Origin of the sequence: Citrobacter sp. Cpo090 (genome assembly GCF_030332665.1) — a bacterium.
GTDB classification, from domain to species: domain Bacteria; phylum Pseudomonadota; class Gammaproteobacteria; order Enterobacterales; family Enterobacteriaceae; genus Citrobacter; species Citrobacter portucalensis.
On sequence record NZ_JAOWHK010000035.1, the window covers coordinates 254,045 to 279,506 of the forward strand.

At 53.4% G+C, this 25,462-nt stretch carries 23 protein-coding genes; 11 read left to right on the forward strand and 12 right to left on the reverse strand.

Going from position 1 to position 25,462, the window contains the following annotated elements; translation table 11 throughout:
• Together OGY83_RS19380 and tolC are read right to left on the reverse strand one after the other, a co-directional pair.
• Positions 1–678, reverse strand: coding sequence for a DUF1190 family protein (locus OGY83_RS19380; RefSeq protein ID WP_079940011.1), 678 nt, complete (start codon positions 676–678; stop codon positions 1–3).
• A 147-nt stretch (positions 679–825) separates the two neighbouring features.
• Complete coding sequence (tolC, locus tag OGY83_RS19385; RefSeq protein ID WP_286636679.1) at positions 826–2,316, reverse strand: outer membrane channel protein TolC; 1,491 nt, start codon at positions 2,314–2,316, stop codon at positions 826–828.
• Positions 2,317–2,515: 199 nt separating this feature from the next.
• On the opposite strand from tolC, the gene nudF reads away from it, so the two are divergent.
• The 5 genes from nudF to parE are packed head-to-tail and all read left to right on the forward strand — an operon-like array spanning position 2,516 to position 6,921.
• Positions 2,516–3,148, forward strand: coding sequence for an ADP-ribose diphosphatase (nudF, locus tag OGY83_RS19390; RefSeq protein ID WP_048225550.1), 633 nt, complete (start codon positions 2,516–2,518; stop codon positions 3,146–3,148).
• The gene (locus OGY83_RS19395) at positions 3,145–3,567 is read left to right on the forward strand and encodes a DUF1249 family protein (RefSeq protein WP_003024582.1); all 423 of its coding nucleotides are present in this window, start codon (positions 3,145–3,147) and stop codon (positions 3,565–3,567) included. The genes nudF and OGY83_RS19395 overlap by 4 nt, the downstream gene beginning before the upstream one ends.
• Positions 3,568–3,591: 24 nt before the next feature.
• On the forward strand, positions 3,592–4,419 hold the full coding sequence (gene cpdA / locus OGY83_RS19400; RefSeq protein ID WP_008785825.1) for a 3',5'-cyclic-AMP phosphodiesterase: 828 nt from the start codon (positions 3,592–3,594) through the stop codon (positions 4,417–4,419).
• The gene (gene yqiA / locus OGY83_RS19405) at positions 4,419–5,000 is read left to right on the forward strand and encodes an esterase YqiA (RefSeq protein WP_286636681.1); all 582 of its coding nucleotides are present in this window, start codon (positions 4,419–4,421) and stop codon (positions 4,998–5,000) included. The genes cpdA and yqiA overlap by 1 nt, the downstream gene beginning before the upstream one ends.
• A 28-nt stretch (positions 5,001–5,028) precedes the next feature.
• Positions 5,029–6,921, forward strand: coding sequence for a DNA topoisomerase IV subunit B (gene parE, locus OGY83_RS19410; protein ID WP_003024571.1), 1,893 nt, complete (start codon positions 5,029–5,031; stop codon positions 6,919–6,921).
• Between the two features lie 107 nt (positions 6,922–7,028).
• Here parE and OGY83_RS19415 read toward each other — a convergent pair whose 3' ends face one another.
• The 4 genes from OGY83_RS19415 to qseB form a co-directional block, all read right to left on the reverse strand.
• On the reverse strand, positions 7,029–7,343 hold the full coding sequence (locus OGY83_RS19415) for a putative quinol monooxygenase (protein ID WP_003024557.1): 315 nt from the start codon (positions 7,341–7,343) through the stop codon (positions 7,029–7,031).
• Positions 7,344–7,373: 30 nt separating this feature from the next.
• Positions 7,374–7,955, reverse strand: coding sequence for an NAD(P)H-dependent oxidoreductase (locus OGY83_RS19420; RefSeq protein ID WP_003838153.1), 582 nt, complete (start codon positions 7,953–7,955; stop codon positions 7,374–7,376).
• Between the two features lie 109 nt (positions 7,956–8,064).
• Complete coding sequence (qseC, locus tag OGY83_RS19425; protein WP_286636682.1) at positions 8,065–9,414, reverse strand: quorum sensing histidine kinase QseC; 1,350 nt, start codon at positions 9,412–9,414, stop codon at positions 8,065–8,067.
• Positions 9,411–10,070, reverse strand: coding sequence for a quorum sensing response regulator transcription factor QseB (gene qseB, locus OGY83_RS19430; RefSeq protein WP_123267910.1), 660 nt, complete (start codon positions 10,068–10,070; stop codon positions 9,411–9,413). Before qseB ends, qseC begins: the two co-directional genes overlap by 4 nt.
• A 150-nt stretch (positions 10,071–10,220) precedes the next feature.
• Here qseB and OGY83_RS19435 point away from each other — a divergent pair, with 150 nt between their 5' ends.
• The 4 genes from OGY83_RS19435 to ftsP all read left to right on the forward strand — a co-directional run bounded on the left by OGY83_RS19435 (position 10,221) and on the right by ftsP (position 15,413).
• Positions 10,221–10,619 carry a YgiW/YdeI family stress tolerance OB fold protein gene (locus OGY83_RS19435; protein WP_079940003.1) on the forward strand — a complete coding sequence of 133 codons (399 nt, stop codon included), beginning with the start codon at positions 10,221–10,223 and terminating at the stop codon, positions 10,617–10,619.
• A 118-nt stretch (positions 10,620–10,737) separates the two neighbouring features.
• On the forward strand, positions 10,738–12,996 hold the full coding sequence (gene parC / locus OGY83_RS19440; protein ID WP_123267912.1) for a DNA topoisomerase IV subunit A: 2,259 nt from the start codon (positions 10,738–10,740) through the stop codon (positions 12,994–12,996).
• Between the two features lie 195 nt (positions 12,997–13,191).
• Positions 13,192–13,929 (forward strand): 1-acylglycerol-3-phosphate O-acyltransferase, encoded by a 738-nt coding sequence (gene plsC / locus OGY83_RS19445; RefSeq protein WP_003024540.1) that lies wholly within the window; start codon positions 13,192–13,194, stop codon positions 13,927–13,929.
• A gap of 71 nt (positions 13,930–14,000) precedes the next feature.
• A complete protein-coding gene (gene ftsP / locus OGY83_RS19450) occupies positions 14,001–15,413 on the forward strand; it encodes a cell division protein FtsP (RefSeq protein ID WP_008785819.1) in 1,413 nt (470 codons plus the stop codon).
• Between the two features lie 16 nt (positions 15,414–15,429).
• Here the strand turns inward: ftsP and OGY83_RS19455 are convergent, their stop codons facing one another.
• Positions 15,430–16,905: a TrkH family potassium uptake protein gene (locus OGY83_RS19455; protein ID WP_079940000.1), complete on the reverse strand. Its 1,476-nt coding sequence runs from the start codon at positions 16,903–16,905 to the stop codon at positions 15,430–15,432.
• A 199-nt stretch (positions 16,906–17,104) separates the two neighbouring features.
• Here OGY83_RS19455 and OGY83_RS19460 point away from each other — a divergent pair, with 199 nt between their 5' ends.
• A complete protein-coding gene (locus OGY83_RS19460; RefSeq protein ID WP_003024532.1) occupies positions 17,105–19,276 on the forward strand; it encodes a YgiQ family radical SAM protein in 2,172 nt (723 codons plus the stop codon).
• 103 nt (positions 19,277–19,379) lie between these two features.
• Here OGY83_RS19460 and OGY83_RS19465 read toward each other — a convergent pair whose 3' ends face one another.
• The 4 genes from OGY83_RS19465 to yqhD all read right to left on the reverse strand — a co-directional run bounded on the left by OGY83_RS19465 (position 19,380) and on the right by yqhD (position 23,617).
• A complete protein-coding gene (locus tag OGY83_RS19465) occupies positions 19,380–19,835 on the reverse strand; it encodes an HIT family protein (protein ID WP_008785817.1) in 456 nt (151 codons plus the stop codon).
• 44 nt (positions 19,836–19,879) lie between these two features.
• Entirely contained in the window at positions 19,880–21,334 is a 1,455-nt protein-coding gene (locus tag OGY83_RS19470; protein WP_286636685.1) for a DASS family sodium-coupled anion symporter, read from the reverse strand.
• A 188-nt stretch (positions 21,335–21,522) separates the two neighbouring features.
• On the reverse strand, positions 21,523–22,350 hold the full coding sequence (gene dkgA, locus OGY83_RS19475; RefSeq protein WP_286636686.1) for a 2,5-didehydrogluconate reductase DkgA: 828 nt from the start codon (positions 22,348–22,350) through the stop codon (positions 21,523–21,525).
• 103 nt (positions 22,351–22,453) lie between these two features.
• Positions 22,454–23,617 carry an alcohol dehydrogenase gene (gene yqhD / locus OGY83_RS19480; RefSeq protein ID WP_048215537.1) on the reverse strand — a complete coding sequence of 388 codons (1,164 nt, stop codon included), beginning with the start codon at positions 23,615–23,617 and terminating at the stop codon, positions 22,454–22,456.
• 194 nt (positions 23,618–23,811) lie between these two features.
• Between yqhD and OGY83_RS19485 the strand changes: the two genes are divergently transcribed.
• Positions 23,812–24,711 (forward strand): AraC family transcriptional regulator, encoded by a 900-nt coding sequence (locus OGY83_RS19485; protein ID WP_153983661.1) that lies wholly within the window; start codon positions 23,812–23,814, stop codon positions 24,709–24,711.
• Positions 24,712–24,801: 90 nt separating this feature from the next.
• Here OGY83_RS19485 and yghB read toward each other — a convergent pair whose 3' ends face one another.
• Positions 24,802–25,461 carry a DedA family general envelope maintenance protein YghB gene (yghB, locus tag OGY83_RS19490; RefSeq protein ID WP_003024510.1) on the reverse strand — a complete coding sequence of 220 codons (660 nt, stop codon included), beginning with the start codon at positions 25,459–25,461 and terminating at the stop codon, positions 24,802–24,804.
• Position 25,462: the final 1 nt, after the last annotated feature.

Here is a 25,462-nt window from a genome sequence, read left to right on the forward strand (position 1 = left end):
TCAGCCACCCATTGAACGAGTGGTGGTGCCGCTTGCGCTACGCTGCATGGTGCTCTGTTTAGCCACAGACTCACCAAATCCGCCGCGGGTTACGGTAGAGGTGGTGGCAGGTTTCGGTGCCATTGCGGTTTTCGGTACGGTCATGGTGCGACCCGGCGTTGCTGCGCCGTAGTTTTTACCGCCTGCATCCGTATATTTGCCGTAAGCCGGGCTGGCCGGATTTTTCGAGCTGAACAGCGGTTGCTGAGCGCCCATTCCGCCACCCATCAGTCGGCCCATCATGTAGCCCGCCATCAGTGGCATCCAGAAGCTGCCGCTGCTTTGATTCTGCGCCTGTGCCTGGCCTTCACCGGTCGGCGCCATACCTGCTTGCGCAGGAGCCTGCTGGCACTGGCCTTCGCCGAATTCAGCAATACAGTCTTCGCGAGTGGCGTATTTTGGCGCGGTACGTTCAGCTTCTTTCAGCGCATTGTTAAACGCGGTAGTACATTCGGCACTTTTACCCGGATTTGCCGCAGAGCAGTCGTCAGCGTTCTGATAAAGCGAAACCGTTTCGTCGCTCTTTTCACAGCCCGCGAGCATAAACACAGCGGTAACTGCCAGGGCGACAGGAGTCAGGTGGCGCGCGCTCCAGCTTTTGCGGAACGAGGCGTGATGTATAGATTTTGTCCGTTTCATTTATGTCTTCCAGGACCCAGTGGTAACTCTGCTCAGAATAGTGGATGACTGGTCGAAATTGAAGCGTTAAGAGGCGAGAATGCGGAAGAAGGGGGAGATCTTTACGTTGTCTTACGTTCAGACGGGGCCGAAGCCCCGTCATCAGCATCAGTTACGGAACGGGTTGTTGCCGTTGCTACTGGTTGAACGTGCAGCAGTTGGCTGAGCTGCAGGCAGATTGCCGGTACCGTTGAAGTCATTCACGGCGGCATCTTGTTGCGGATTTTGCGGTGCCACGGTATCCGGCGTTGTGGATATCGGTTTACCCAGCGTACTATTCAGAGCCACCAGATCCTGCTCGTTCAGCGTACCGAGCGCAAATTTGACGTTAAGCTGGTTGATCAGATAGGTATAACGCGCATTCGCCAGTTGCTGCTTGGCGTTGTACAGCGTGGTGGTGGCATCCAACACATCCACAATGGTACGTGTACCTACGGAATAGCCGGCTTCCATCGCATCCAAAGAACTTTGTGCAGAGACAACCGCTTGTTTGTACGCGTTAATGCTACTGATAGACGCATTAATGTTGTTGAACGAAGAACGAACGGTCTGCACCACGCTGCGGTGTGCGCTTTCCAGTTGTTCACTCGCGCCAACAAAGTTGTACTGCGCTTGTTTCACCTGCGAGTTAACCATTCCGCCCTGGTACAGCGGCAGCGAGAAGCTCAGACCAATTTTGTTCTGGCCTTCATTGCTGTCGTCATAGCGTGTGCCCGCATCACTGGCACGAGTTTTAGAGCCGCTGTAAGAGGTATCAGATACGCCGGTAGAGGCAGTCAAATTCAGGGTCGGTAAGTGACCATCTTGCGCCTGACGAATCTGCTCACGCGCCAGATCCTGGCTCAAACGCGCCTGCAATAACGTCAGGTTGCGATTTTCTGCTTCTTTCAGCAGTGCGTTAACCGCCTGCGGTTTGTTGGTTTTGAAACCATCAACGTTCAGCGAAGCCAGTTCCGGGTAGTAGTTACCTGTTACCTGACGCAGTTGCTCTACCGCGTTGTCCAGATTGTTACGCGCAGTGACTTCGTTCGCCAGTACGGTGTCGTATTGTGAACGGGCGTTCTGTACGTCAGTGATGGCAACCAGGCCAACGTTAAAACGCTGAGTGGTCTGATCTAACTGACGATAGACCGCATCTTTCTGTGCCTGGGTGTAAGAAAGCACGTCAATTGCGTTCAGTACGTTAAAATAGGCCGTAGCGGTATTCAGGATCAGCGTTTGCTGATCGGTCTGATACGTCACATCCTGGATGCCCGCTGATTTTTCTTGCAGCGTCAGGGCACGCCATTTAGACATGTCGAACAGCGTTTGAGTCAATTGTAATGACGCGCTGGTTGCGTTGGAGTTGATACCATTTGAATCACGGTAACCATTGCTGTAGGTGTAATCGGCACCTAAACCCAGTTGCGGCAGCAATGGACTACGCGCTTCGTTAATTTTTTCGAATGCAGCATCGCGATCGGCGGCGGATTTACGCAATTCCGGGTTGCTCAGGCGTGCTTGCTGATAAACCTGCATCAGGTTTTCTGCCTGGCTCAAAGTACTGAACCCCGACAGGCTCAGGCCGATAAGGATGGGGAGCAATTTCTTCATTTGCATTCCTTGTTGTGAAGCAGTATTTAGCGCTGATCAAATTGTAAAAATATTTGCTGATTCTAGCAGAATCCGCCACTTCAAAAAGTTGGCGTTACGTGCCATACGGCGTTAATTTGCATCAATTTAACACAAGGGCGTTCAAACATCAGTCAAACGACCTTGAAATTCACATTTTAATCACTATTGGTTTCAGGACAGCACAATGCGTAAACCAGACAACTTGCCAATGACTTTCACTAAAAATGATGTAGAAATTATTGCACGAGAAACGCTATACCGCGGTTTTTTTTCACTGGATCTTTATCGGTTTCGCCACCGCTTGTTTAACGGGGGGATGAGCGGTGAGGTAACGCGCGAAATTTTTGAGCGCGGACACGCGGCAGTCTTGCTACCCTTTGACCCTGAGCGGGATGAAGTTGTGCTGGTCGAGCAGATCCGTATCGCGGCATTTGATACCAGCGAAAGCCCGTGGCTACTGGAAATGGTAGCCGGAATGATCGAAGAGGGCGAAACCGTTGAAGATGTAGCCCGTCGTGAAGCAATGGAAGAGGCCGGGCTGGAAGTTAAACGGACGAAGCCCGTTCTGAGCTATCTGGCAAGTCCGGGTGGCACCAGTGAGCGTCTGTCTATTTTAGTAGGCGAAGTGGACGCCACGACCGCGAGCGGGATCCACGGTCTGGCTGATGAAAACGAAGATATTCGTGTTCATGTGGTAAGCCGGGAACAGGCTTATCAATGGGTAGAAGAGGGGAAAATCGACAACGCAGCGTCTGTCATCGCCTTGCAATGGTTACAGCTGCACTATCAAGAGTTAAAAACTGAGTGGAAAAAATGAAGCGTTACACACCTGACTTCCCTGAAATGATGCGTCTGTGCGAAACCAACTATTCGCAATTGCGCCGCCTGCTGCCACGTAATGATGCAGCCGGTGAAACAGTGAGCTATCAGGTAGCAAACGCACAATATCGGTTAACGATCGTTGAATCGACCCGATACACTACGCTTGTCGCGATCGAGCAAACGGCACCGGCCGTCACTTACTGGAGCCTGCCGTCATTGACTGTGCGCCTGTATCATGACGCAAGGGTGGCTGAAGTGTGTTCAAGTCAGCAGATCTTTCGCTTCAAAGCGCGGTATGATTATCCAAATAAAAAGTTGCATCAACGCGACGAAAAGCATCAAATTAATCAGTTTCTGGCCGACTGGTTACGGTACTGTTTAGCACATGGAGCGATGGCGATTCCGGTTTATTAGCGTCGTGAAACCTAAGGACACCATTTGGAAAGCCTGTTAACCCTTCCTTTGGCTGGTGAGGCCAGAGTCAGGATCTTACAAATTACAGACACTCACCTGTTTGCCGAAAAGCATGAAACGCTGCTGGGTGTGAACACCTGGGACAGCTATCAATCCGTACTGGATGCAATACATGCAGAGTCGCCTGAGTACGATCTGATCGTCGCGACGGGTGATTTGGCGCAGGATCAATCGGCTGCGGCTTATCAGCATTTTGCTGAGGGCATCGCAAGTTTTCGTGCGCCCTGCGTTTGGCTACCCGGCAATCACGATTTTCAGCCGGCAATGTACAGCGCGTTGCAGGATGCGGGCATTTCCCCGGCCAAACGCGTTTTCATTGGCGAACAGTGGCAGATCTTGCTGCTCGACAGCCAGGTGTTCGGCGTTCCCCACGGTGAGTTAAGTGAATTTCAGCTCGAATGGCTGGAGCGTAAACTTGCTGATGCGCCAGAGCGTAATACCTTGCTGCTACTGCATCATCATCCTCTGCCTGCGGGCTGCAGTTGGCTCGATCAGCACAGTCTGCGTAATGCCGCTGAGCTGGATAACGTGCTGGTGAATTATCCTCGCGCCAGGTATCTATTGTGCGGGCATATTCATCAGGAACTTGATCTGGACTGGAACGGTCGCCGTCTGCTGGCGACACCGTCGACCTGCGTGCAATTTAAACCGCACTGCTCCAACTTCACATTGGATACCATCAGCCCCGGCTGGCGGACGCTGGAGCTTTTTGCCGACGGGACGTTGCAGACTCAGGTACGTCGTCTGCAGGGTAATCGGTTCCACCCTGATACCGCTTCAGAAGGCTACTGATGTCTACGCTTCTCTATCTTCACGGATTTAATAGCTCTCCTCGTTCGGCGAAGGCGTGTTTACTGAAAAACTGGCTGGCGGAGCACCATCCGCACGTTGAGATGATTGTACCGCAGTTGCCGCCGTATCCGGCCCAGGCCGCAGAGATGCTGGAATCGATTATTCTTGAACATGGCGGAGAGTCGCTGGGGATTGTCGGCTCCTCATTAGGCGGTTATTACGCTACCTGGCTGTCGCAATGTTTTATGCTGCCGGCAGTGGTGGTGAACCCTGCTGTACGGCCTTATGAACTGCTGGTCGACTATCTCGGTCAAAACGAGAACCCCTACACGGGGCAGCAATATGTGCTACAGTCACGCCATATTTACGATCTTAAAGTCATGCAGATTGACCCGCTGGAAGCGCCGGATTTGATCTGGCTGCTCCAACAAACGGGCGATGAAGTGTTGGACTACCGCCAGGCGGTGGCGTATTACGCCTCCTGCCGTCAGACAGTTATTGAGGGCGGAAACCACGCATTCACGGGCTTCGAAGATTATTTCAACCCGATTGTCGATTTCCTTGGACTGCACAGTTTCTGACGATCAATTCGAATTGCTTATTTAAACCATGACGCAAACTTATAACGCTGATGCCATTGAGGTACTCACTGGGCTTGAGCCGGTACGCCGTCGCCCAGGAATGTACACCGATACCACCCGTCCGAACCATCTTGGACAGGAAGTGATTGATAACAGTGTGGATGAAGCACTGGCGGGCCACGCGAAACGCGTGGACGTGATCTTACATGCCGATCAGTCTCTGGAAGTCATTGATGACGGACGCGGAATGCCGGTAGACATTCACCCTGAAGAGGGCGTTCCGGCGGTTGAGCTGATCCTCTGTCGTCTGCACGCGGGCGGCAAGTTCTCCAACAAGAACTACCAGTTCTCCGGTGGTCTGCACGGCGTGGGTATCTCCGTTGTTAACGCCCTGTCCAAACGTGTGGAAGTGAACGTGCGCCGCGATGGGCAGGTATACAACATCGCGTTTGAGAATGGCGATAAAGTGCAGGATTTACAGGTTGTCGGTACCTGTGGCAAACGCAATACCGGGACCAGCGTGCACTTCTGGCCGGATGAAAGCTTCTTTGACAGCCCGCGTTTTTCCGTTTCGCGCTTAACACATGTACTAAAAGCAAAAGCGGTACTGTGCCCTGGCGTTGAGATCACTTTTAAAGATGAGGTCAACAACAGCGAACAGCGCTGGTGCTACCAGGATGGTCTGAATGACTATCTGAGCGAGGCGGTGAATGGCCTGCCGACGCTGCCGGAAAAACCATTTATCGGTAATTTCAGCGGTGAGACGGAGACGGTGGACTGGGCGCTGCTCTGGCTGCCGGAAGGCGGCGAGCTGCTGACCGAAAGCTATGTGAACCTGATCCCAACCATGCAGGGCGGTACGCACGTTAACGGTCTGCGCCAGGGACTGCTGGATGCGATGCGTGAGTTCTGCGAATACCGTAATATCCTGCCGCGTGGCGTGAAGCTGTCGGCGGAAGATATCTGGGATCGCTGTGCATATGTGTTGTCGGTAAAAATGCAGGATCCGCAATTCGCCGGACAAACCAAAGAGCGCCTCTCTTCGCGTCAGTGTGCGGCATTCGTCTCTGGCGTGGTGAAAGATGCTTTCAGTTTGTGGCTGAACCAGAACGTGCAGTCAGCCGAACTGCTGGCTGAGATGGCGATTTCCAGCGCGCAGCGTCGTCTGCGTGCGGCGAAAAAAGTAGTGCGTAAAAAGCTGACCAGCGGTCCGGCGCTGCCGGGTAAACTGGCTGACTGTACCGCACAGGATCTTAATCGTACCGAACTGTTCCTCGTAGAAGGTGACTCGGCGGGCGGATCGGCCAAGCAGGCGCGCGATCGTGAATATCAGGCGATCATGCCGCTGAAAGGTAAGATCCTCAATACCTGGGAAGTCTCTTCCGATGAAGTACTGGCTTCGCAGGAAGTTCACGATATTTCCGTGGCGATCGGCATCGATCCGGATAGCGACGATCTGAGCCAGCTGCGCTACGGTAAGATCTGTATCCTGGCGGATGCCGACTCCGATGGTCTGCACATTGCCACACTGCTGTGTGCGCTGTTTGTAAAGCACTTCCGCACGCTGGTGAAACACGGTCATGTCTACGTGGCGCTGCCGCCGTTATACCGTATCGACCTCGGTAAAGAGGTGTATTACGCGCTGACGGAAGAAGAGAAAGCGGGCGTACTGGAGCAGTTAAAGCGCAAGAAAGGCAAGCCGAACGTGCAGCGCTTTAAAGGTCTGGGTGAAATGAACCCGATGCAGCTTCGTGAAACTACGCTGGATCCGAACACCCGTCGCCTGGTGCAGCTCATCATTGATGATGAAGACGATCAGCGTACCAACGCAATGATGGATATGCTGCTGGCCAAGAAACGTTCTGAAGATCGTCGTAACTGGTTGCAGGAGAAAGGCGACCTGGCGGATCTCGAAGGGTAATTGCATGTAGAAAAGCCGGAGACGGGCGTAAAATGCCTTATCCGGCTCTCATCTGACGAAGCGATTATATGCCGGATAGCAAAGCGTCATCCGGCAAATCGACAACCTTAAATACCCGACTCCAGAATACGAATATTCATGTCCAGCACGTCACCCTTCACGGCTTCGCTGTAGGCTTTCATATGCGGGGTCTGCAAATGCGCTTCAAGATGCGCGATGCTTTCCCACTGCTCAACCATCACGATTGAATCTGGCGCTGTGGTCTGAAAACTCACACCTGCGGCATGATCCACCATCGGCGCATAGCCGTGGCAGCCTTCTTCTTTCAGTACGGTCGGAACGATTTTAGCAAACTGATCCAGTACCGCCTGGCGGTGATGTTGACCTGGACGTGTACGGATTTCTGCAATAACGGTAAGCATGGTTAACTCCTTCTAATTCCAGGTTACCAGTTAACCAAAAATTTCGGTCAGATGCTTGCGATATTCTGCGATATAACGCGGGACGTCCGGCATTTTAATCACGTCATTGGTGATAAAGGTCGGCAGCGCTTCCATTCCCAGGAACTGATTTGCTTTATGGAACGGGAGATAAACGCCATCAACGCCAACGCCATGGAAGAACTGGTCTTTTTCAGTGAAGGCTTCCATCGGTGCGTTCCAGGTCAGGGACAGCATGTATTTTTTGCCCTGAATCAGCCCGCCGGAGCCGTATTTTTTAGAGGCATCTGAACGTGTGCGACCGTCGCTGGCATACAGCGTGCCGTGACCTTCGGTAAACACGTCATCGATGTATTTTTTCACGGTCCACGGTGCGCCCATCCACCAGCCGGGCATCTGCCAGATAACTGCATCGGCCCAGACGAAATTCTGTACTTCTGTTTTTACGTCATAATCGCTGTCTGCGCGTACGACTTTAACATCATGCCCGAGGTCGCGCAGGATACCGTCCGCGACCTCGGTCAGGGTGTCATTCAGTTGACCATTTGAATGGCCGAATTTTTTCGCCCCGTTGATAATCAGAATGTTGCTCATTTTGTGTCCTCAAGGAAATACGTTTGAGGACGATTTTACTCCCACCAGCGGTGCGGTGAAATTAGCAAAATGTGCAAAGTCTTTTGCTATATGAGCAACAATAACGCAATTACCAACTGACTTTTGCTTCAAAGCCACCTTCCGGAGCGTTGCCAAACGAGGCTGACATCCCATGTAATATCGCGATACGACGGACAATCGACAGACCGAGACCGCTGCCGGTCACGCTTTGTCCCGGCGGACGATAAAAGCGTTCACCGATGTGTGTAAGTACCTCCGGCGCAACGCCAGGACCATTATCTTTGACGCTGAAGTTACGGGCGTTGAGCGTCACTTCCACAATGCTCCCCTGCGGACTGTAGCGAATGGCATTATCCAGCAGATTTCGTACCATCAGGCTCAGCAACAGCGGCTGTCCTGTGCGCGTGATATTGTGAGCGTTAATCTGCAAACGTACGTCAATATGTGCCTGCTGGGCCGGGTGGTAGATATCCATCACCGCGGACTGTAGTAGCTCCTCCAGTGAGATTTCCGCCACATCCTGAAGATTATCGAGGGAGTCGAGTCGAGAAAGCGTCAGGAGCTGATCGACCAGTCGGGTGGCGCGTTCAATTCCCGCATGCAGCTGCGCCAGCGCTTTTTCCCGCGTTTGCGGGTCGTCGTCTGACAATTGCACCACTTCGGTTTGCACCTTCAGCGCGGTCAACGGACTGCGCAGCTCGTGAGCGGCGTCAGAGGTAAAGCGCCGTTCGCGGACCATCATAGAGTGGATACGGGTAAACAGCTGATTAAGTGATTCAACCAGCGGGCGCACTTCGCTTGGCACACCTTTCGGGTCGAGCGGTTCTTCTGATTCCGGGGCGCGCCAGCGCAGAGCCTGCGCCAGTTTTTTTAGCGGCCTGAGTTCACGACTCAGCATGACCACCAGGATCAGCAACATCAGCGGCAGCGCAACCAGCCACGGGGTTAACTGTGCGGTAAGGATCGACAGCGCCATATCCTCCCGATATTCCCACTCCTGACCCACCACAATGCGATATTTTCCATCAGCGGAATTTAGCCACAGGAAGCGCCAGGAATCGTTGTCGCCTCTGAGTTGGCCGTCGCTAAACCCTTCCCGGCTGTAGCTGTAGGGAATATCCTGGCCATTGTCGCCATCGTGTAGCACCATTTTGCCGTCGGTGGAGTAGATGGCAAACGCCAGTGCGTCGTCATCAATATGGCCGTGCTTCAGTTTCTTTGGCGTGCGGGCCATATTGCTTGAGGTGGTGACATCGCTGATATCCAGCGTGCTGAGTCGCTTGGCGAACAGCATAAGCTGGGTATCAAACAGCTCGTCGACATTATCGGTAGTCTGCCTCCAGGCTACAAAACTGGATACGGCCCAGGTGGCTGATGCCAGAATCAGAAAAATAAGCGTTAGCCTGACGCGCAGGCTGAGGCGTTGTGTGAGTTTCATGCGTCACCCAGGGTATAGCCAATGCCATGCACGGTACGGATAAAGTCGCTGCCGAGCTTACGGCGTAAGTGATGGACGTGGACCTCAACCGCATTGCTGGAGACATTTTCGTCCCAGGTATACAGTTTTTCTTCAATCAGTTTGCGGGGCAGGACGCGACCTTTGTTGCGCATCAGCAGTTCCAACAGCGCGAACTCTTTAGGTTTGAGTGACAAAGGTTCACCCGCCGCCGTGGCGACCAGCGCGCCGGGATCGAGCGTTACCTGACCATGGCGTAATGTGTTGCTGGCCTGGCCGCTGGCACGACGCACCAGCGCCTCCAGTCTGGCGGCAACTTCGATCAGCGCAAAGGGTTTGCACAGATAGTCATCTGCCCCCAGGCGCAGGCCTTCTACGCGTTCCGCCAGCGCGTCGCGAGCGGTCAGAATTAGCACCGGCTCCTGTTTTCCTTTTGCACGCCATTCGCGCAAAATATCGCGCCCATCTATGCCTGGCAGCGTCAGGTCGAGGATTACCGCATCATAAGGTGCGCTGTAGAGCGCTTCTTTCCCTTGGCGACCTTCGGTAAACCAGTCGATACTGAAACCCATTTTACTCAGACCTGTTTTCAGGCCATCGCCAATCAACGTGTCATCTTCGATCAGTAAAATACGCATATGTTCATCCCTGCGATAACTCATTTGCAGTCAGTAAACCTGTGGCTACAGTCTCTGTACAGCAAAAAAAGTATCTTTTTTTGCCTTAAGAACTTGTTAAGGATTAACTTATTTAATAGTCGTAAACCAACATGAAAGGGAGACATGACGATGAAAAAATTAGCTGCAATGGTTGCCGTAATGGCACTGTGTTCCGCACCTGTTCTGGCAGCTCAGCAGGGCGGCTTCTCTGGGCCAACGACAACCACCACGCAGAGCCAAAACGGCGGATTTGTCGGCCCGAACGGTAGCAGCACGACGGTAGAAAGCGCCAAATCACTGCGTGATGACACCTGGGTTACCCTGCGCGGAAACATCGTTGAGCGTATTTCCGACGACCTGTACGTGTTTAAAGATGCGACCGGCACGGTGAATGTGGATATCGACCACAAGCGCTGGAACGGCGTAACCGTTACACCGCAGGATGTGGTTGAAATCCAGGGTGAAGTGGATAAAGACTGGAACTCCGTTGAAATCGACGTGAAACAGATTACCAAAGTTACTAAGTAATCCCCATCAGGGCCGCATTCGCGGCCCTTTTCTTTGTGACTCAACACGCCAGATAGGGTAGTATCTGCGGCAATATTGCCCTTCAATAGAGGGGTACAAAGTTGAGGAACCACGATTAATGAGCGATATGGCAGAGCGCCTGGCGCTGCATGAATTCACGGAAAACGCCTATCTGAACTACTCCATGTACGTCATCATGGACAGGGCGTTGCCGTTTATTGGCGATGGTTTGAAACCCGTTCAGCGTCGCATCGTGTACGCGATGTCCGAACTGGGGCTGAATGCCAGCGCCAAATTTAAAAAATCCGCCCGTACCGTCGGTGACGTGCTGGGTAAATACCATCCACACGGCGACAGCGCCTGCTATGAAGCGATGGTGCTGATGGCGCAGCCGTTCTCTTACCGTTACCCACTGGTTGACGGGCAGGGGAACTGGGGGGCACCGGACGATCCGAAATCCTTCGCGGCGATGCGTTATACCGAATCACGTCTGTCTAAGTATGCGGAAGTCCTGCTGGGTGAACTCGGTCAGGGAACGTCGGACTGGGTGCCTAACTTCGACGGCACCATGCAGGAGCCGAAGATGCTGCCTGCGCGTCTGCCAAATATTCTGCTGAACGGCACGACTGGTATTGCCGTTGGTATGGCAACGGACATTCCGCCGCATAATCTGCGTGAAGTGGCAAAAGCAGCGATTACTCTGATTGAGCAGCCGAAAACGACGCTGGATCAGTTGCTGGATATCGTGCAAGGGCCGGATTACCCAACCGAAGCTGAAATCATTACCTCGCGCGCGGAAATTCGTAAGATTTACGAAAACGGACGCGGCTCCGTACGTATGCGTGCGGTCTGGACGAAAGAAGACGGTGCGGTGGTGATTTCCGCGCTGCCGCATCAGGTTTCCGGGGCTAAAGTGCTGGAGCAGATCGCTGCTCAAATGCGCAATAAAAAGCTGCCGATGGTAGACGACCTGCGCGACGAGTCGGATCACGAAAACCCGACCCGTCTGGTGATTGTTCCGCGCTCTAATCGTGTGGATATGGAGCAGGTGATGAACCACCTGTTTGCCACTACCGATCTGGAAAAGAGCTACCGTATCAACCTGAACATGATCGGTCTTGATGGTCGTCCGGCGGTGAAAAACCTGCTGGAGATCCTCACCGAATGGCTGGCGTTCCGCCGCGATACCGTGCGTCGCCGCCTGAATTATCGTCTGGAAAAAGTGCTCAAGCGCCTGCACATCCTTGAAGGTTTGCTGGTGGCGTTCCTCAACATTGACGAAGTCATCGAAATTATTCGTCATGAAGATGAACCTAAGCCAGAGCTGATGTCGCGGTTTGGTATTTCTGAAACTCAGGCTGAAGCCATCCTTGAGCTGAAATTGCGCCACCTTGCCAAACTCGAAGAGATGAAAATCCGCGGTGAGCAGGATGAGCTGGCGAAAGAGCGCGATCAGTTGCAGGCCATTCTGGCTTCCGAACGTAAAATGAGTAACCTGCTGAAGAAAGAGCTGCAGGCCGATGCAGACGCCTATGGCGACGATCGTCGCTCTCCGTTGCAGGAACGCGAAGAAGCGAAGGCGATGAGCGAGCACGACATGCTGCCATCTGAGCCGGTGACCATTGTGCTGTCCCAGAGTGGCTGGGTGCGTAGCGCGAAAGGCCATGACATCGATGCACCGGGATTAAGCTATAAAGCAGGCGACAGCTTTAAGTCGGCAGTGAAGGGTAAAAGCAACCAACCGGTGGTGTTCGTGGACTCCACCGGACGCAGCTATGCCATCGACCCGATTACTCTGCCGTCGGCGCGCGGTCAGGGTGAACCGCTGACCGGGAAGCTCACGCTGCCGCCGGGTGCGACGGTTGAGCACATGCTGATGGAAGGCGACGATCAGAAACTGCTGATGGCTTCTGATGCAGGCTACGGTTTTGTCTGCACCTTCAATGACCTGGTCGCACGTAACCGCGCAGGCAAGGCATTGATTACGCTGCCAGAAAATGCACGGGTCATGAAGCCAGTAGTGATTGAGGATGAAACCGATATGCTGCTGGCGATTACCCAGGCCGGTCGCATGTTGATGTTCCCGGTAAGCGATTTACCGCAATTGTCGAAAGGCAAAGGGAACAAGATCATTAATATCCCTTCAGCGGAAGCGGCGAAAGGCGAAGATGGTCTGGCGCAACTTTACGTGCTGCCGCCACAGAGCACGCTGACTATCCACGTCGGTAAGCGCAAAATCAAACTGCGTCCTGAAGAGTTGCAGAAAGTGACCGGTGAGCGTGGTCGTCGCGGCACGCTAATGCGTGGTCTGCAGCGTATCGACAGCATTGAGATTGACTCGCCTCGACGCGCCAGTCACGGCGACAGCGAAGAATAACGCTACCGTCCGGCTCTCCCTGTTAAAACCCAGGGAGAGCCAACGTTAAAAATTCCCGTGAAACCGTTGTTTATTCGTGCGTTGCGATTAACAATACGCTTTTCCAGAGAGCCGCCCTTAACAAAGCCCTAACCTGATACAGCATGATGAATCAGGTGACGTAAAATGCCAGGCTCTTAGGCCTTAGAGGTTGTTATGCTATATATTTTTCGTTTAATTATTACTGTTATTTACTGCGTTCTGGTCTGTATTTTCGGTTGCATATACTGTCTGTTCAGCCCACGAAATCCAAAACACGTTGCAACGTTCGGTCATATGTTTGGCCGCCTGGCTCCCCTTTATGGCCTGAAGGTCGAGTGCCGCATGCCGGCAGACGCGCAGAACTATGGTAATGCTATCTATATTTGTAACCATCAGAACAACTATGACATGGTTACCGCTGCGAATATCGTTCAGCCGCCGACGGTGACGGTAGGTAAAAAAAGCCTGCTGTGGATCCCTTTCTTCGGGCAGCTGTACTGGTTAACCGGTAACCTGTTGATTGACAGAAACAACCGCGCAAAAGCACATAGCACCATTGCTGCCGTGGTGAATCATTTCAAAAAACGCCGCATTTCTATCTGGATGTTCCCGGAAGGAACGCGTAGCCGCGGTCGCGGTCTGCTGCCGTTTAAAACCGGTGCGTTCCATGCGGCGATTGCTGCTGGTGTCCCGGTCATTCCGGTGTGCGTTTCCACAACCTCGAACAAGATAAAATTAAACCGACTCAATAATGGTCTGGCGATTGTCGAGATGTTGCCGCCGGTGGACATTAGCCACTTTGGGAAAGATCAGGTTCGTGAACTGGCAGCGCATTGCCGCACGCTGATGGAACAAAAAATCGCAGAACTCGATAAAGAAGTTGCTGAGCGGGAAGCCGCCGGTAAGGTTTAATCCGCGCAATTCGGGTTTTTTACAGGAAATGACTTCCTGCGTGTTAATAGCCAGTTTTTTATGGAGTTTATATGTCATTCAGTCGGCGTCAGTTCATTCAGGCATCGGGGATCGCACTGTGTGCAGGTGCTGTTCCGCTGAAGGCTAATGCTGCCGGTCAGCAACAACCGTTACCCGTGCCTCCGCTGCTGGAATCCCGCCGGGGGCAGCCGCTATTTATGACGCTGCAACGTGCGCACTGGTCCTTTACACAAGGCACGCGCGCACCTGTCTGGGGAATTAACGGCCGCTACCTGGGACCGACAATTCGCGTCTGGAAAGGGGATGACGTCAAGCTTATCTACAGCAACCGTCTGACTGAAAATGTCTCGATGACCGTCGCCGGGTTACAGGTACCAGGTCCGCTGATGGGCGGCCCGGCGCGCATGATGTCCCCGAATGCTGACTGGGCGCCAGTGCTGCCGATTCGCCAGAATGCCGCCACGCTGTGGTATCACGCCAATACGCCAAATCGTACTGCTCAGCAGGTCTATAACGGCCTTGCCGGGATGTGGCTGGTTGAAGATGAAGTGAGTAAATCACTGTCTATTCCCAACCACTATGGCGTGGATGATTTTCCGGTCATTATCCAGGACAAGCGGCTGGACAACTTTGGCACGCCGGAATACAGCGAGCCCGGCAGCGGTGGCTTTGTCGGTGATACGCTGCTGGTCAATGGGGCGCAAAGCCCGTATGTCGAAGTCTCCCGCGGCTGGGTGCGCTTGCGTTTGCTGAACGCTTCAAACTCGCGTCGTTACCAGCTGCAAATGAGCGATGGCCGTGCGCTGCATGTGATTTCCGGCGATCAGGGTTTTTTACCTGCGCCTGTTTCGGTGAAGCAGCTCTCGCTGGCTCCGGGCGAGCGTCGTGAGATCCTGGTGGATATGACGAACGGTAATGAGGTCTCTATCACCTGTGGTGAGGCGGCCAGTATTGTCGACAGGATCCGCGGGTTCTTTGAGCCTTCCAGTATTCTCATCTCCACGCTGGTGCTGACTCTGCGTCCAACGGGCCTTCTGCCGCTGGTGACCGACAGCCTGCCAATGCGCCTGCTGCCAACGGAAATCCTCAGCGGTTCGCCGATTCGCAGCCGTGATATCAGCCTGGACGACGATCCTGGCATCAACGGTCAGCTGTGGGACGTCAATCGTATGGATATTACTGCCCAGCAGGGCTCCTGGGAGCGCTGGACGGTGCGGGCGGATATGCCCCAGTCCTTCCATATTGAAGGTGTTTCGTTCCTGATCCGTAATGTGAATGGCGCGATGCCGTTCCCGGAAGACAGAGGCTGGAAAGATACTGTCTGGGTTGATGGCCAGGTTGAATTACTGGTTTATTACGGACAGCCTTCCTGGGCCCATTTCCCGTTCTACTTTAATAGCCAGACGCTGGAAATGGCGGATCGTGGCTCAATCGGACAGATGTTGGTGAACCCGGCGCCGTAATGCGCCGGGGTATTCGTTACGCCCGCCAGAACATGCGCGAGAACAGGATCAGAATGGGGTAAATCTCCAGACGCCCCATGATCATGGCCGCGCACATCAGTAGCTTTGCTTCCTCATTTAAGGTGCCAAATGTCGTGGCGGTGACGCCAAATCCCAGCCCCATATTGTTGATGCAGGCGGCGACGGTGGCAAAAGAGGAGAAGAGATCGTAGCCCATCAGATTGAGCGCCCAGATAAAAAAGCTGGTGAACAAAACGTAGAGAAAGAAAAAGCTCCATACCGAACGCACCACCCGGTCGCTTACCACGCTATTGCCCACTTTGATATTCAGCAGGGCGCGGGGATGCGCGAGCTGGTGTAACTCCTGACGGCACTGCTTGAACATAATCAAAAAGCGTAGCACCTTAATCCCGCCGCAGGTCGAGCCCACACAACCGCCGAAGAAACTGGCGCTGAGCAGCATAAAGATCGTGTGCGAAGGCCACTGCGCGTAATCCGCCGTCGACAGGCCATTATCTGTCAGCATCGAACTGGCCAGAAAAAAAGCATGCACCAGGCTGTCCGTTAATCCGTACATGCCTGCCCGCCAAACTTGCCAGGTGGCGATCAGAGTGACGACCAGCGCAATCAACAAAAAGAAACGCAGTTCGGCATTGCGACGAAAGGGCTTGAAGGTACGTTTCACGATAGCAACGTACCAGAGGGTGAAGTTAAACGCAGACAGCAGTGAAAACAGTCCGGCAACTAGCTCAATAGCGTGGCTGTTATAAAAGCCGATGCTCTCGCTGCGAGTGGAAAATCCGCCGAGAGAGACCGTCGACAGCCCGTGGCATAAGGCATCGAAGAACGACATCCCGGCAGCCCAGTAGGCCAGAGTACAAATAAGCCCCAGAATGACATAGGTCATCCACAGCGTACGTGCAGTATCAGCAAGTCTTGGCGTGAGGCGTTCTTCTTTAAAGGGGCCCGGCATTTCAGACTGATACAGCTTCATGCCGCCAATACCCAGCAGTGGTAACACCGCCACGGCGAGGACAATAACCCCCAGGCCACCAATAAAATTAAGCTGAGCCCGGTAGTACAGATACGATTTTGGCATGGCGCTGACGTCGCCAATTACCGTTGCGCCCGTGGTGGTGATGCCGGAAACCCCTTCAAACAGGGCATCCGCAAAAGAGAGGTTTAAGCCATCGTCCATCCACATCGGCATCGCGCTGATAAACGAAAACAACAGCCAGAACAGGACGATAATGACGAAACCATCCCGTGTTCGCAGTTGAATACCCGCATGTTTGGTTGCCAGCCACGCCCCGCCGCCGAGGGTGAAGAAAGTCATAAACGTGCTGAAAAAAGCGAACAAGCTCCGCTCTTTATTTAACAAAGCGATGGTCATCGGTGGCAGCATAGAAAAGCTGTAGAGAAGAACCAGAAACCCACACAGGTGAACAACAACCCGTAACTGGGAAATATGCAGTGAATCGTTGAGTCGCAATGAAAAATCCCCCGCCGAAAAAGAGTTATCTCAGCTGGCCGGCATGGTGTTAATTATGATTGATAAAAATGAGCGTCGTAAAATTTAACAATTTATATAACTTTCTACTGCTCTGGTTCAGACTCCACTTCATTTCTTGCCGGCATACAGCGTATAATCCCCGGCCTTTGATTATTTTTTTACCATTTTTGGAAGCATTATGAGCGCAATATCCCTGATCCAACCGGACAGAGACCTTTTCTCCTGGCCGCAGTACTGGGCTGCCTGTTTTGGCCCGGCACCGTTTTTGCCGATGTCACGCGACGAAATGGACCAACTTGGCTGGGATAGCTGCGACATCATTCTGGTTACCGGTGATGCATACGTCGATCATCCCAGCTTTGGCATGGCAATTTGCGGCCGTATGCTGGAAGCGCAGGGCTTTCGTGTAGGGATTATCGCCCAGCCGGAGTGGAACAACAAAGACGATTTTATGCGTTTGGGTAAACCGAACCTGTTCTTTGGTGTGACCGCAGGCAACATGGACTCGATGATCAACCGCTACACCGCCGATCGCCGACTGCGCCATGACGATGCCTACACGCCTGACAACGTAGCAGGTAAACGCCCGGACCGTGCCACGCTGGTCTATACCCAGCGCTGTAAAGAAGCATGGAAAGACGTGCCGGTTATTCTCGGCGGTATTGAGGCCAGCCTGCGCCGTACCGCGCATTATGACTACTGGTCCGATACCGTTCGTCGCTCTGTTCTGGTGGATTCCAAAGCCGACATGCTGATGTTCGGCAACGGCGAACGTCCACTGGTGGAAGTGGCGCATCGTCTGGCGATGGGTGAAACCATCGATCAGATCCGCGACGTGCGTAACACTGCGATTATGGTTAAAGAAGCGCTGCCGGGTTGGAGTGGGGTGGATTCCACGCGTCTCGACACGCCGGGCAAGATTGACCCGATCCCGCATCCGTATGGTGAAGATCTGCCGTGTGCTGACAACAAACCTGTGGCACCGAAAAAGCAGGAAGCGAAAGCGGTAACCGTACAGCCGCCGCGCCCGAAACCGTGGGAAAAAACCTACGTGCTGCTGCCGTCCTTCGAAAAAGTGAAGGGCGATAAAGTGCTGTATGCGCATGCGTCGCGTATTCTGCACCACGAAACCAATCCAGGCTGCGCGCGTGCGCTGATGCAAAAGCACGGCGATCGCTACATCTGGATCAACCCGCCAGCCATTCCGCTCTCTACCGAAGAGATGGACAGCGTCTTTGCGCTGCCGTACAAGCGCGTGCCGCATCCGGCGTATGGCGACAGCCGCATTCCTGCCTATGAGATGATCCGTTTCTCGATCAACATTATGCGTGGCTGCTTTGGCGGTTGCTCGTTCTGCTCGATCACCGAGCACGAAGGTCGCATCATCCAGAGCCGCTCTGAAGACTCGATCATCAATGAAATCGAAGCCATTCGCGACACCGTTCCGGGCTTTACCGGCGTGATTTCCGATCTCGGCGGCCCAACGGCAAACATGTATATGCTGCGCTGTAAGTCACCGCGCGCGGAGCAAACCTGCCGTCGTCTGTCATGCGTCTATCCGGATATCTGTCCGCATATGGACACCAACCATGAACCGACGATTAACCTTTATCGTCGTGCGCGTGATTTGAAAGGCATTAAAAAGATCCTCATCGCTTCGGGCGTGCGTTATGACATCGCGGTTGAAGACCCACGCTATATCAAAGAGCTGGCGACCCACCACGTTGGCGGTTATCTGAAGATTGCGCCAGAGCATACCGAAGAAGGCCCGCTGTCGAAGATGATGAAGCCGGGGATGGGCAGCTACGATCGCTTTAAGGAATTGTTCGATACCTACTCGAAACAGGCGGGTAAAGAGCAGTATCTGATCCCGTACTTTATTTCCGCGCACCCAGGTACGCGTGACGAAGATATGGTGAATCTGGCGTTGTGGTTGAAGCAACGTCGTTTCCGTCTGGATCAGGTGCAGAACTTCTATCCATCGCCGTTGGCGAACTCCACAACCATGTATTACACCGGGAAAAACCCGCTGGGTAAAATTGGTTATAAGAGTGAAGACGTGGTGGTGCCGAAAGGTGATAAGCAGCGTCGTTTGCATAAAGCCCTGCTGCGTTACCACGATCCAGCCAACTGGCCGTTAATCCGCCAGGCGCTGGAAGATATGGGTAAAAAGCATCTGATCGGCGGTCGTCGCGAATGTCTGGTTCCGGCACCTACGCTGGAAGAGATGCGCGAAGCGCGTCGCCAGAACCGTCATACCCGTCCGGCGTTGACCAAGCACACACCGGTGGCGCACCAGCGTCAGACACCTGCCGCAAACAAAAAACGCGGGAAAGTAGCGGGACGCTAATCTAGCTTGCCCGGTGGTGGAATGCTTATCAGGCCTACGAATAGCACGATTTTGTAGGCCGGATAAGTTGCTGGCACCGCCATCCGGCAGAGAGACTCAGTATTTATGCTTCACGAATTCTGGCCGCTAATGCGGCCAGTTTTGCATCATCCGCTCGTTCATGATCGTGTGATGACAAATATCCTTCATACTGCTCGAAAAATTTGTTCTGCCGCGCTTCAATCGGTTTCCAGTGGGTTAGATCGCCAGTGCCATGCATGGGGCTTAATTTGCTGTGCACATGGTCTACGCCGAAACCTTCGAAGAACATCCCGGTACGACTGACATCCGGGAAAGCCTTATCCAGTTTCTTAGCCACTTTTTGGGTTGCCAGCATCAGGTCAGCCAACGCCTGCGGCGGCATATCGAAGGCATAGCTGGGGTAATGCTTTTTCGGGATCACCACGGTAAAACCGTCGGTGTTCGGGAAAATCGACAGAAAAGCCAGATGGTGCTCGTCTTCCCAGACCTTATGGCAGGGTGCTTTACCTTCAACAATTTGACAGAAAATACAGGTCATTCCTTTTCTCCGCAGGTAAGGTATTTCGTCAGGACGCAGTCAGTTTAGTACAGACCTAACACCTTCCACCACATCAGACCTACGGTGATAAACACCGCCTGGTTAAACAAGCTGATGATAAATCCTGTGCGCCACCAGACGCCCGTTGGAACATACCCGGCACCAAACAGGATTGGACCGCGAGCGTGGGTGTACTGGGTGAGCGAGCAGTACAAACTGCTGGTGAAGGCCAGCATTAATGCCGTGGGGGCTGCGGGAATATTCAGATGCAGACCGACGCCGAGGAAAACGGCGTACAGCGCGGCAATCTGTGCATTACCGCTGGCAAAAAAGTAGTGGGTATAGAAGTAGGCGGCGTTCAGCAGCAGCAGGACGATCACCCAACTTGTACCGTGCATGGTACTGCTCAGGCTATCGCCGATCAGATTGCCAAACCAGGTGGTGAAGCCCAGTTTTTTCAGCTGGTTCGCCATCATCAACAGCGCGGCAAACCAAATCAGCGTGTCCCATGCGCCTTTCTCGCTCTTCACATCTTCCCAGCTCAGAACGCCGCTTAGCAATAAAATGGACAATCCAACGAACGAGGCAGTGGTGGCGTCGACGCCTAACGTATCGCCAAAAATCCACAGCACCAGCAGTACGCCGACGGTAGCCAGCATCAGCCATTCGCCGCGAGACATACTGCCCATTTCCGCCAGCTCTTTGCGCGCCAGATTCGGGGCATCCGGCGTGTGCTTAATTTCCGGGCGCACGATCCAGTAGACCAGCAGTGGAACCAGCAGTAAGGACACCAGGCATGGCAGCAGCGCCGCCATAAACCAGCCGCCCCAGGTCAGCGTGACGCCCGCATTGGCCGCCAGCTTCACCGCTAACAGGTTGCCGGTATAGCCGGTCATAAAGAGCGCGGCGGTGACGTCGTTGACGTTGCCAATACAGGTGATAAGAAAGGTACCGATTTTACTGCGGGACTCATCTTCCGGGTTCGAATGGAAACTGCATGCCAGAGAGTCGGCAATCGGATAGATGACGCCGCCGCAGCGTGCTGTATTACTCGGCATTGCGGGAGATAGAATCAGATCGGCAAAGGCCAGACCGTAGGCGAGTCCCAGCGTGCGCTTGCCGAGCAGGCGGATCATCTGCAGCGCAATGCGTCGTCCGAGGCCGGTTTTGATAAACCCGCGGGCAATCATAAAAGCCACGACGATAAGCCAGATAAGTGAACTGTTCAGCTCACTCAGTGCCGTGGTGATAGCGCCGCTGGCGGTTTTATCCCCGGCAGCATAAGCGAGTGCAAAAACCGTAATCCCAATAATGCCGACCGCGCCGATGGGTAAAACTTTTGCCACGATAGAGGCAATAGTCGCGACGAAGATAATTGCCGAATGCCAGGCTGGCGCACTTAACCCGGAGGGAGGGGTCAGCTGCCACAGTCCAGCAGAGATGAATATTATAAGAATTAATGGGAGCCATTTGACTCCGCTACTTTTTTTCTCAGTCACGTTTACGCACCTATGGATATGGTAAATACATTCACGAAATGAATATATTTATTTAATAATTAACATGTTATGTTGCGTAATGCTGCTCCAGCGACTGCAAGAAATACATCAATATATGTGTGTGAATTGTTTCCTGATATTTAAAATCAGTAAAGGCCCGACGAGAGTGTCGGGCTGGAGGGAAGGGGTTAACCGCCGAACTGATCCGGGTCTGGCCCCAGACGTTTGCCCTGATCAAGTTTCGCGATTTCGCCTAATTCGTCTTTATCCAGGCGGAAATCCCAGACGTTAAAGTTTTCTGCGATACGCGCCGGGGTCACTGATTTCGGAATAACCACCAGACCGCTATCCAGATGCCAGCGGATGACGATCTGCGCCGGTGATTTGCCATATTTCTCAGCGAGGTCACGGATGATCTTTTGATCGAAGACGTCTTTGCCGCCTTGCGCCAGCGGACTCCAGGATTCGGTCTGGATTTTATGCGTTGCGTTCCAGGCGTGCAGCTGGCGCTGTTGCATAAGCGGATGAAGTTCGATCTGGTTAATCACCGGAGGTACGTCGGTTTCATCCATCAGCCGCTGGAGATGATTGATCTGAAAGTTGCACACGCCGATGCTCTTAATCAGACCTTCTTTTTGCAGGTCGATCATGTTTTCCCATGCTTCAACATAGTGGTCGATCGCCGGAACCGGCCAGTGCATCAGGTACAGATCGAGGTAATCAAGCTGGAGTTTTTCCATGCTTTCAAGCAAGGCTTCCCGGGGGCGTTTTTGGTCATCATTCCACAGCTTGGTGGTAATGAATAACTCGTCCCGCGGTACGCCAGCATCGCGTATTGCTTTGCCGACACCTTCTTCGTTTTTGTACGCCGCAGCGGTATCAATTGAGCGATACCCCACTTCCAGCGCTTTATGAATGGCGGTGATGACTTCTTCGTTGCTTGCCTTCCAGACCCCCAGGCCCAGTTGCGGCATGACGTTACCATCCTGTAGTTTGATAATGGTTGGACCGGTCATAATTCCCCCCTGAATGACTGTCACCGGAGCAGCCCCCGGTGACATAGGTGTGACTTAAGCCTGGTATAAATACCCAAAAACGAAAGGCGGAGGTTAAAAAACCTTAGCGGGCAGCTTCGTAAATCCGACGGCTGACTTCAAGCGTAATGTCCTGATGTTCGCCCAGTTGCGTACCACCGTGAGCTTCCAGTTTTTCCAGCAACGCCGGGATGGAGCTACCGTCCAGACCATAGTCAGACAGGCGAGTTGGTACGCCCATTTGTTCGAAGAAAGCGCGGGTAGCGGCAATAGCGGCGTCGATGCGCTGGTCGTCGGAACCTTCGGTGATATTCCAGATACGCTCTGCGTATTGCAGCAGTTTGGCACGCTTGGTATCACGTTTTTCATTCCACAGCGCTGGCAGAACGATGGCCAGCGTTTGGGCATGATCCAGACCGTGCATTGCGGTCAGTTCATGGCCCAACATATGCGTTGCCCAGTCCTGCGGTACGCCTGCGCCAATCAGGCCGTTCAGCGCCTGGGTTGCCGCCCACATGACGTTCGCACGTACGTTGTAGTTTTCCGGCTCCTGCAAGGCTTTCGGGCCTTCTTCTACCAGCGTAAGCAGAATTCCTTCGGCAAAGCGATCCTGAATTTTCCCGTCCACCGGATAAGTCACATACTGTTCCACGGTATGCACGAAGGCATCCACGACGCCGTTTGCGACCTGACGCGGCGGCAGGGTGTAGGTGTAAACCGGATCCAGTACGGCAAATACTGGCTGCACAAACGGGGTCATAAAGGCCAGTTTATCGCCAGTGGTTTTACGCGAAATTACCGCGCCGGAGTTAGATTCAGAGCCGGTTGCAGGCAGGGTTAACACGGAGCCCATCGGGATGGCGCTTGTTACGTCGTTGCCGTGGGTTTCCAGAATGCGCCATGGATCGATGCCGTCTGCGTACTGTGCTGCTGCCGCGATGAATTTGGTGCCGTCCAGCACTGAACCGCCACCTACCGCCAGCAGAAACGTCACTTTCTCATCACGCACGATTTTTACTGCGTTCATCAGCGTTTCATAAGACGGGTTTGGCTCGATACCGCCAAACTCCAGCACGTCCAGCCCTTTCAGCGCGTCCTGAACCTGTGCCAGGACGCCGGTTTTTTTCACACTGCCGCCGCCGTAGGTAACCAGTACGCGAGCGTCCTGAGGAATTTGATCGCGCAGCTCAGCAATTGCGCCTTTACCAAACAAAATACGTGTTGGGGTATGGAGATTAAAGTTGTTCATTGCTCGTTCCCTTTGGTGGGTAATAAAAGAGGGCAGGTGAGTGTCTGCCGGATGATGAACATTGTGGTCGCCCGCCGCTCTGCTCTCAATGCTCATTTCTGCCGATGTCTTGCCCATTTCTACAGACTGCTGGAGAAAACGAATAAATCTGCGCATTATGTCAGGGTCGAAAACCGATGATGAAATGGTGCTACATGAACCGTGATGAGATCTGCCTTCTGCTGACAGATAAAATTAAGCAGCTGAAAAACAATGAAAATAAACTTAACGAACTGCTGCCAGATGTCCGCCTGTTACACGGTACGGAGCCTGCGGCGCGTACACCGGTCATGTATCAGCCAGGCATCATATTTCTCTTTTCGGGACATAAAATTGGTTATATCAATGAGCGCGTATTTCGCTATGACGCCAACGAATACCTGCTGCTAACCGTACCTTTACCCTTTGAATGTGAAACGTATGCGACGCCGGAGGTACCTCTGGCTGGTATTTACCTGAATGTCGATATTCTGCAATTGCAGGAGCTGTTGATGGACATTGGGGAAGACGAGCTGTTCCAGCCCGCCATGGCAGCCAGCGGGATTAACTCTGCGACGCTCTCTGACGAAATTCTCTGCGCTGCCGAGCGCCTGCTGGATGTGATGGAGCGACCGCTGGATGCGCGTATTCTGGGGAAACAGATTATTCGCGAGATCCTCTACCATGTGTTGACCGGGCCGCGCGGCGGCGCGTTACTTGCGCTGGTCAGCCGCCAGACGCATTTCAGTTTGATAAGCCGGGTGCTAAAGCGGATTGAAACCAAATACACCGAAAACCTCAATGTAGAACAGCTGGCAGCTGAAGCAAACATGAGCGTGTCGGCGTTTCATCATAATTTTAAAGCGGTGACCAGCACGTCGCCGCTGCAATATCTTAAGAGCTATCGCCTGCATAAAGCACGGATGATGATGATTCACGATGGAATGAAGGCCAGTGCGGCTGCCATGCGCGTCGGCTATGAGAGCGCATCGCAATTCAGTCGGGAGTTCAAACGTTTCTTTGGCGTAACGCCGGGGGAGGATGCGGCCAGAATTCGTATGATGCAGGGGAGCTGATTTCTTGTAGGCCTGCAGGTATACCGTAGGCTTTGAGGCTGCGCGCCATCAGGCGTAATGCCGGGAATTACCCCGGCCTACGGATAATACTCAGGCGCTACAGTATTTTTTTTTAATCACCACGAACAATGTTCCCAACAATCCTGCGGTTAACAGGGCAATCGGCAGGATCATTAGAAAGGTCATCACCTGATCTTCATGGCGTTTAACGAACGGGATCATGCTCAGCGCATAGCCGAAACTGGTGACGACGGTGACCCACAGCAGGCCACTCAGCCAGTTAAAAAACTGGAATCGACGGTTAGGAAGCCCTGAAATGCCCGCCATTGTTGGCAGCAAGGTACGAACGAACGCCAGGAAACGCCCTGCCAGCAGCGCCATCAACCCGTGTTGGTCAAACATGCAGGTGGCGCGCTGATGGTATTTTTCCGGTAATTGCGCCAGCCAGCCTTTCACCGTGCGCGTGTTGCCTAGCCAGCGTCCCTGAATGTAGCTCAGCCAGCAGCCCAGACTGGCTGCCGCCGTCAGAATAGCTATGGTAGGTAAAAAACTCATCACGTCCTGAGCGATCAGCGCTCCTGCCAGCAATAACAGGCTGTCGCCGGGTAAAAAGGAGGCGGGCAGCAGGCCATTTTCTAAAAACAGTGTGGCGAACATGACGAAGTACACCACGCTCACAACGTGCGGATCCGCCAGTGCGGCAAAATCGTGTTGCCAGAGCGCGGAGACAATATCTTGAATGACTACCATG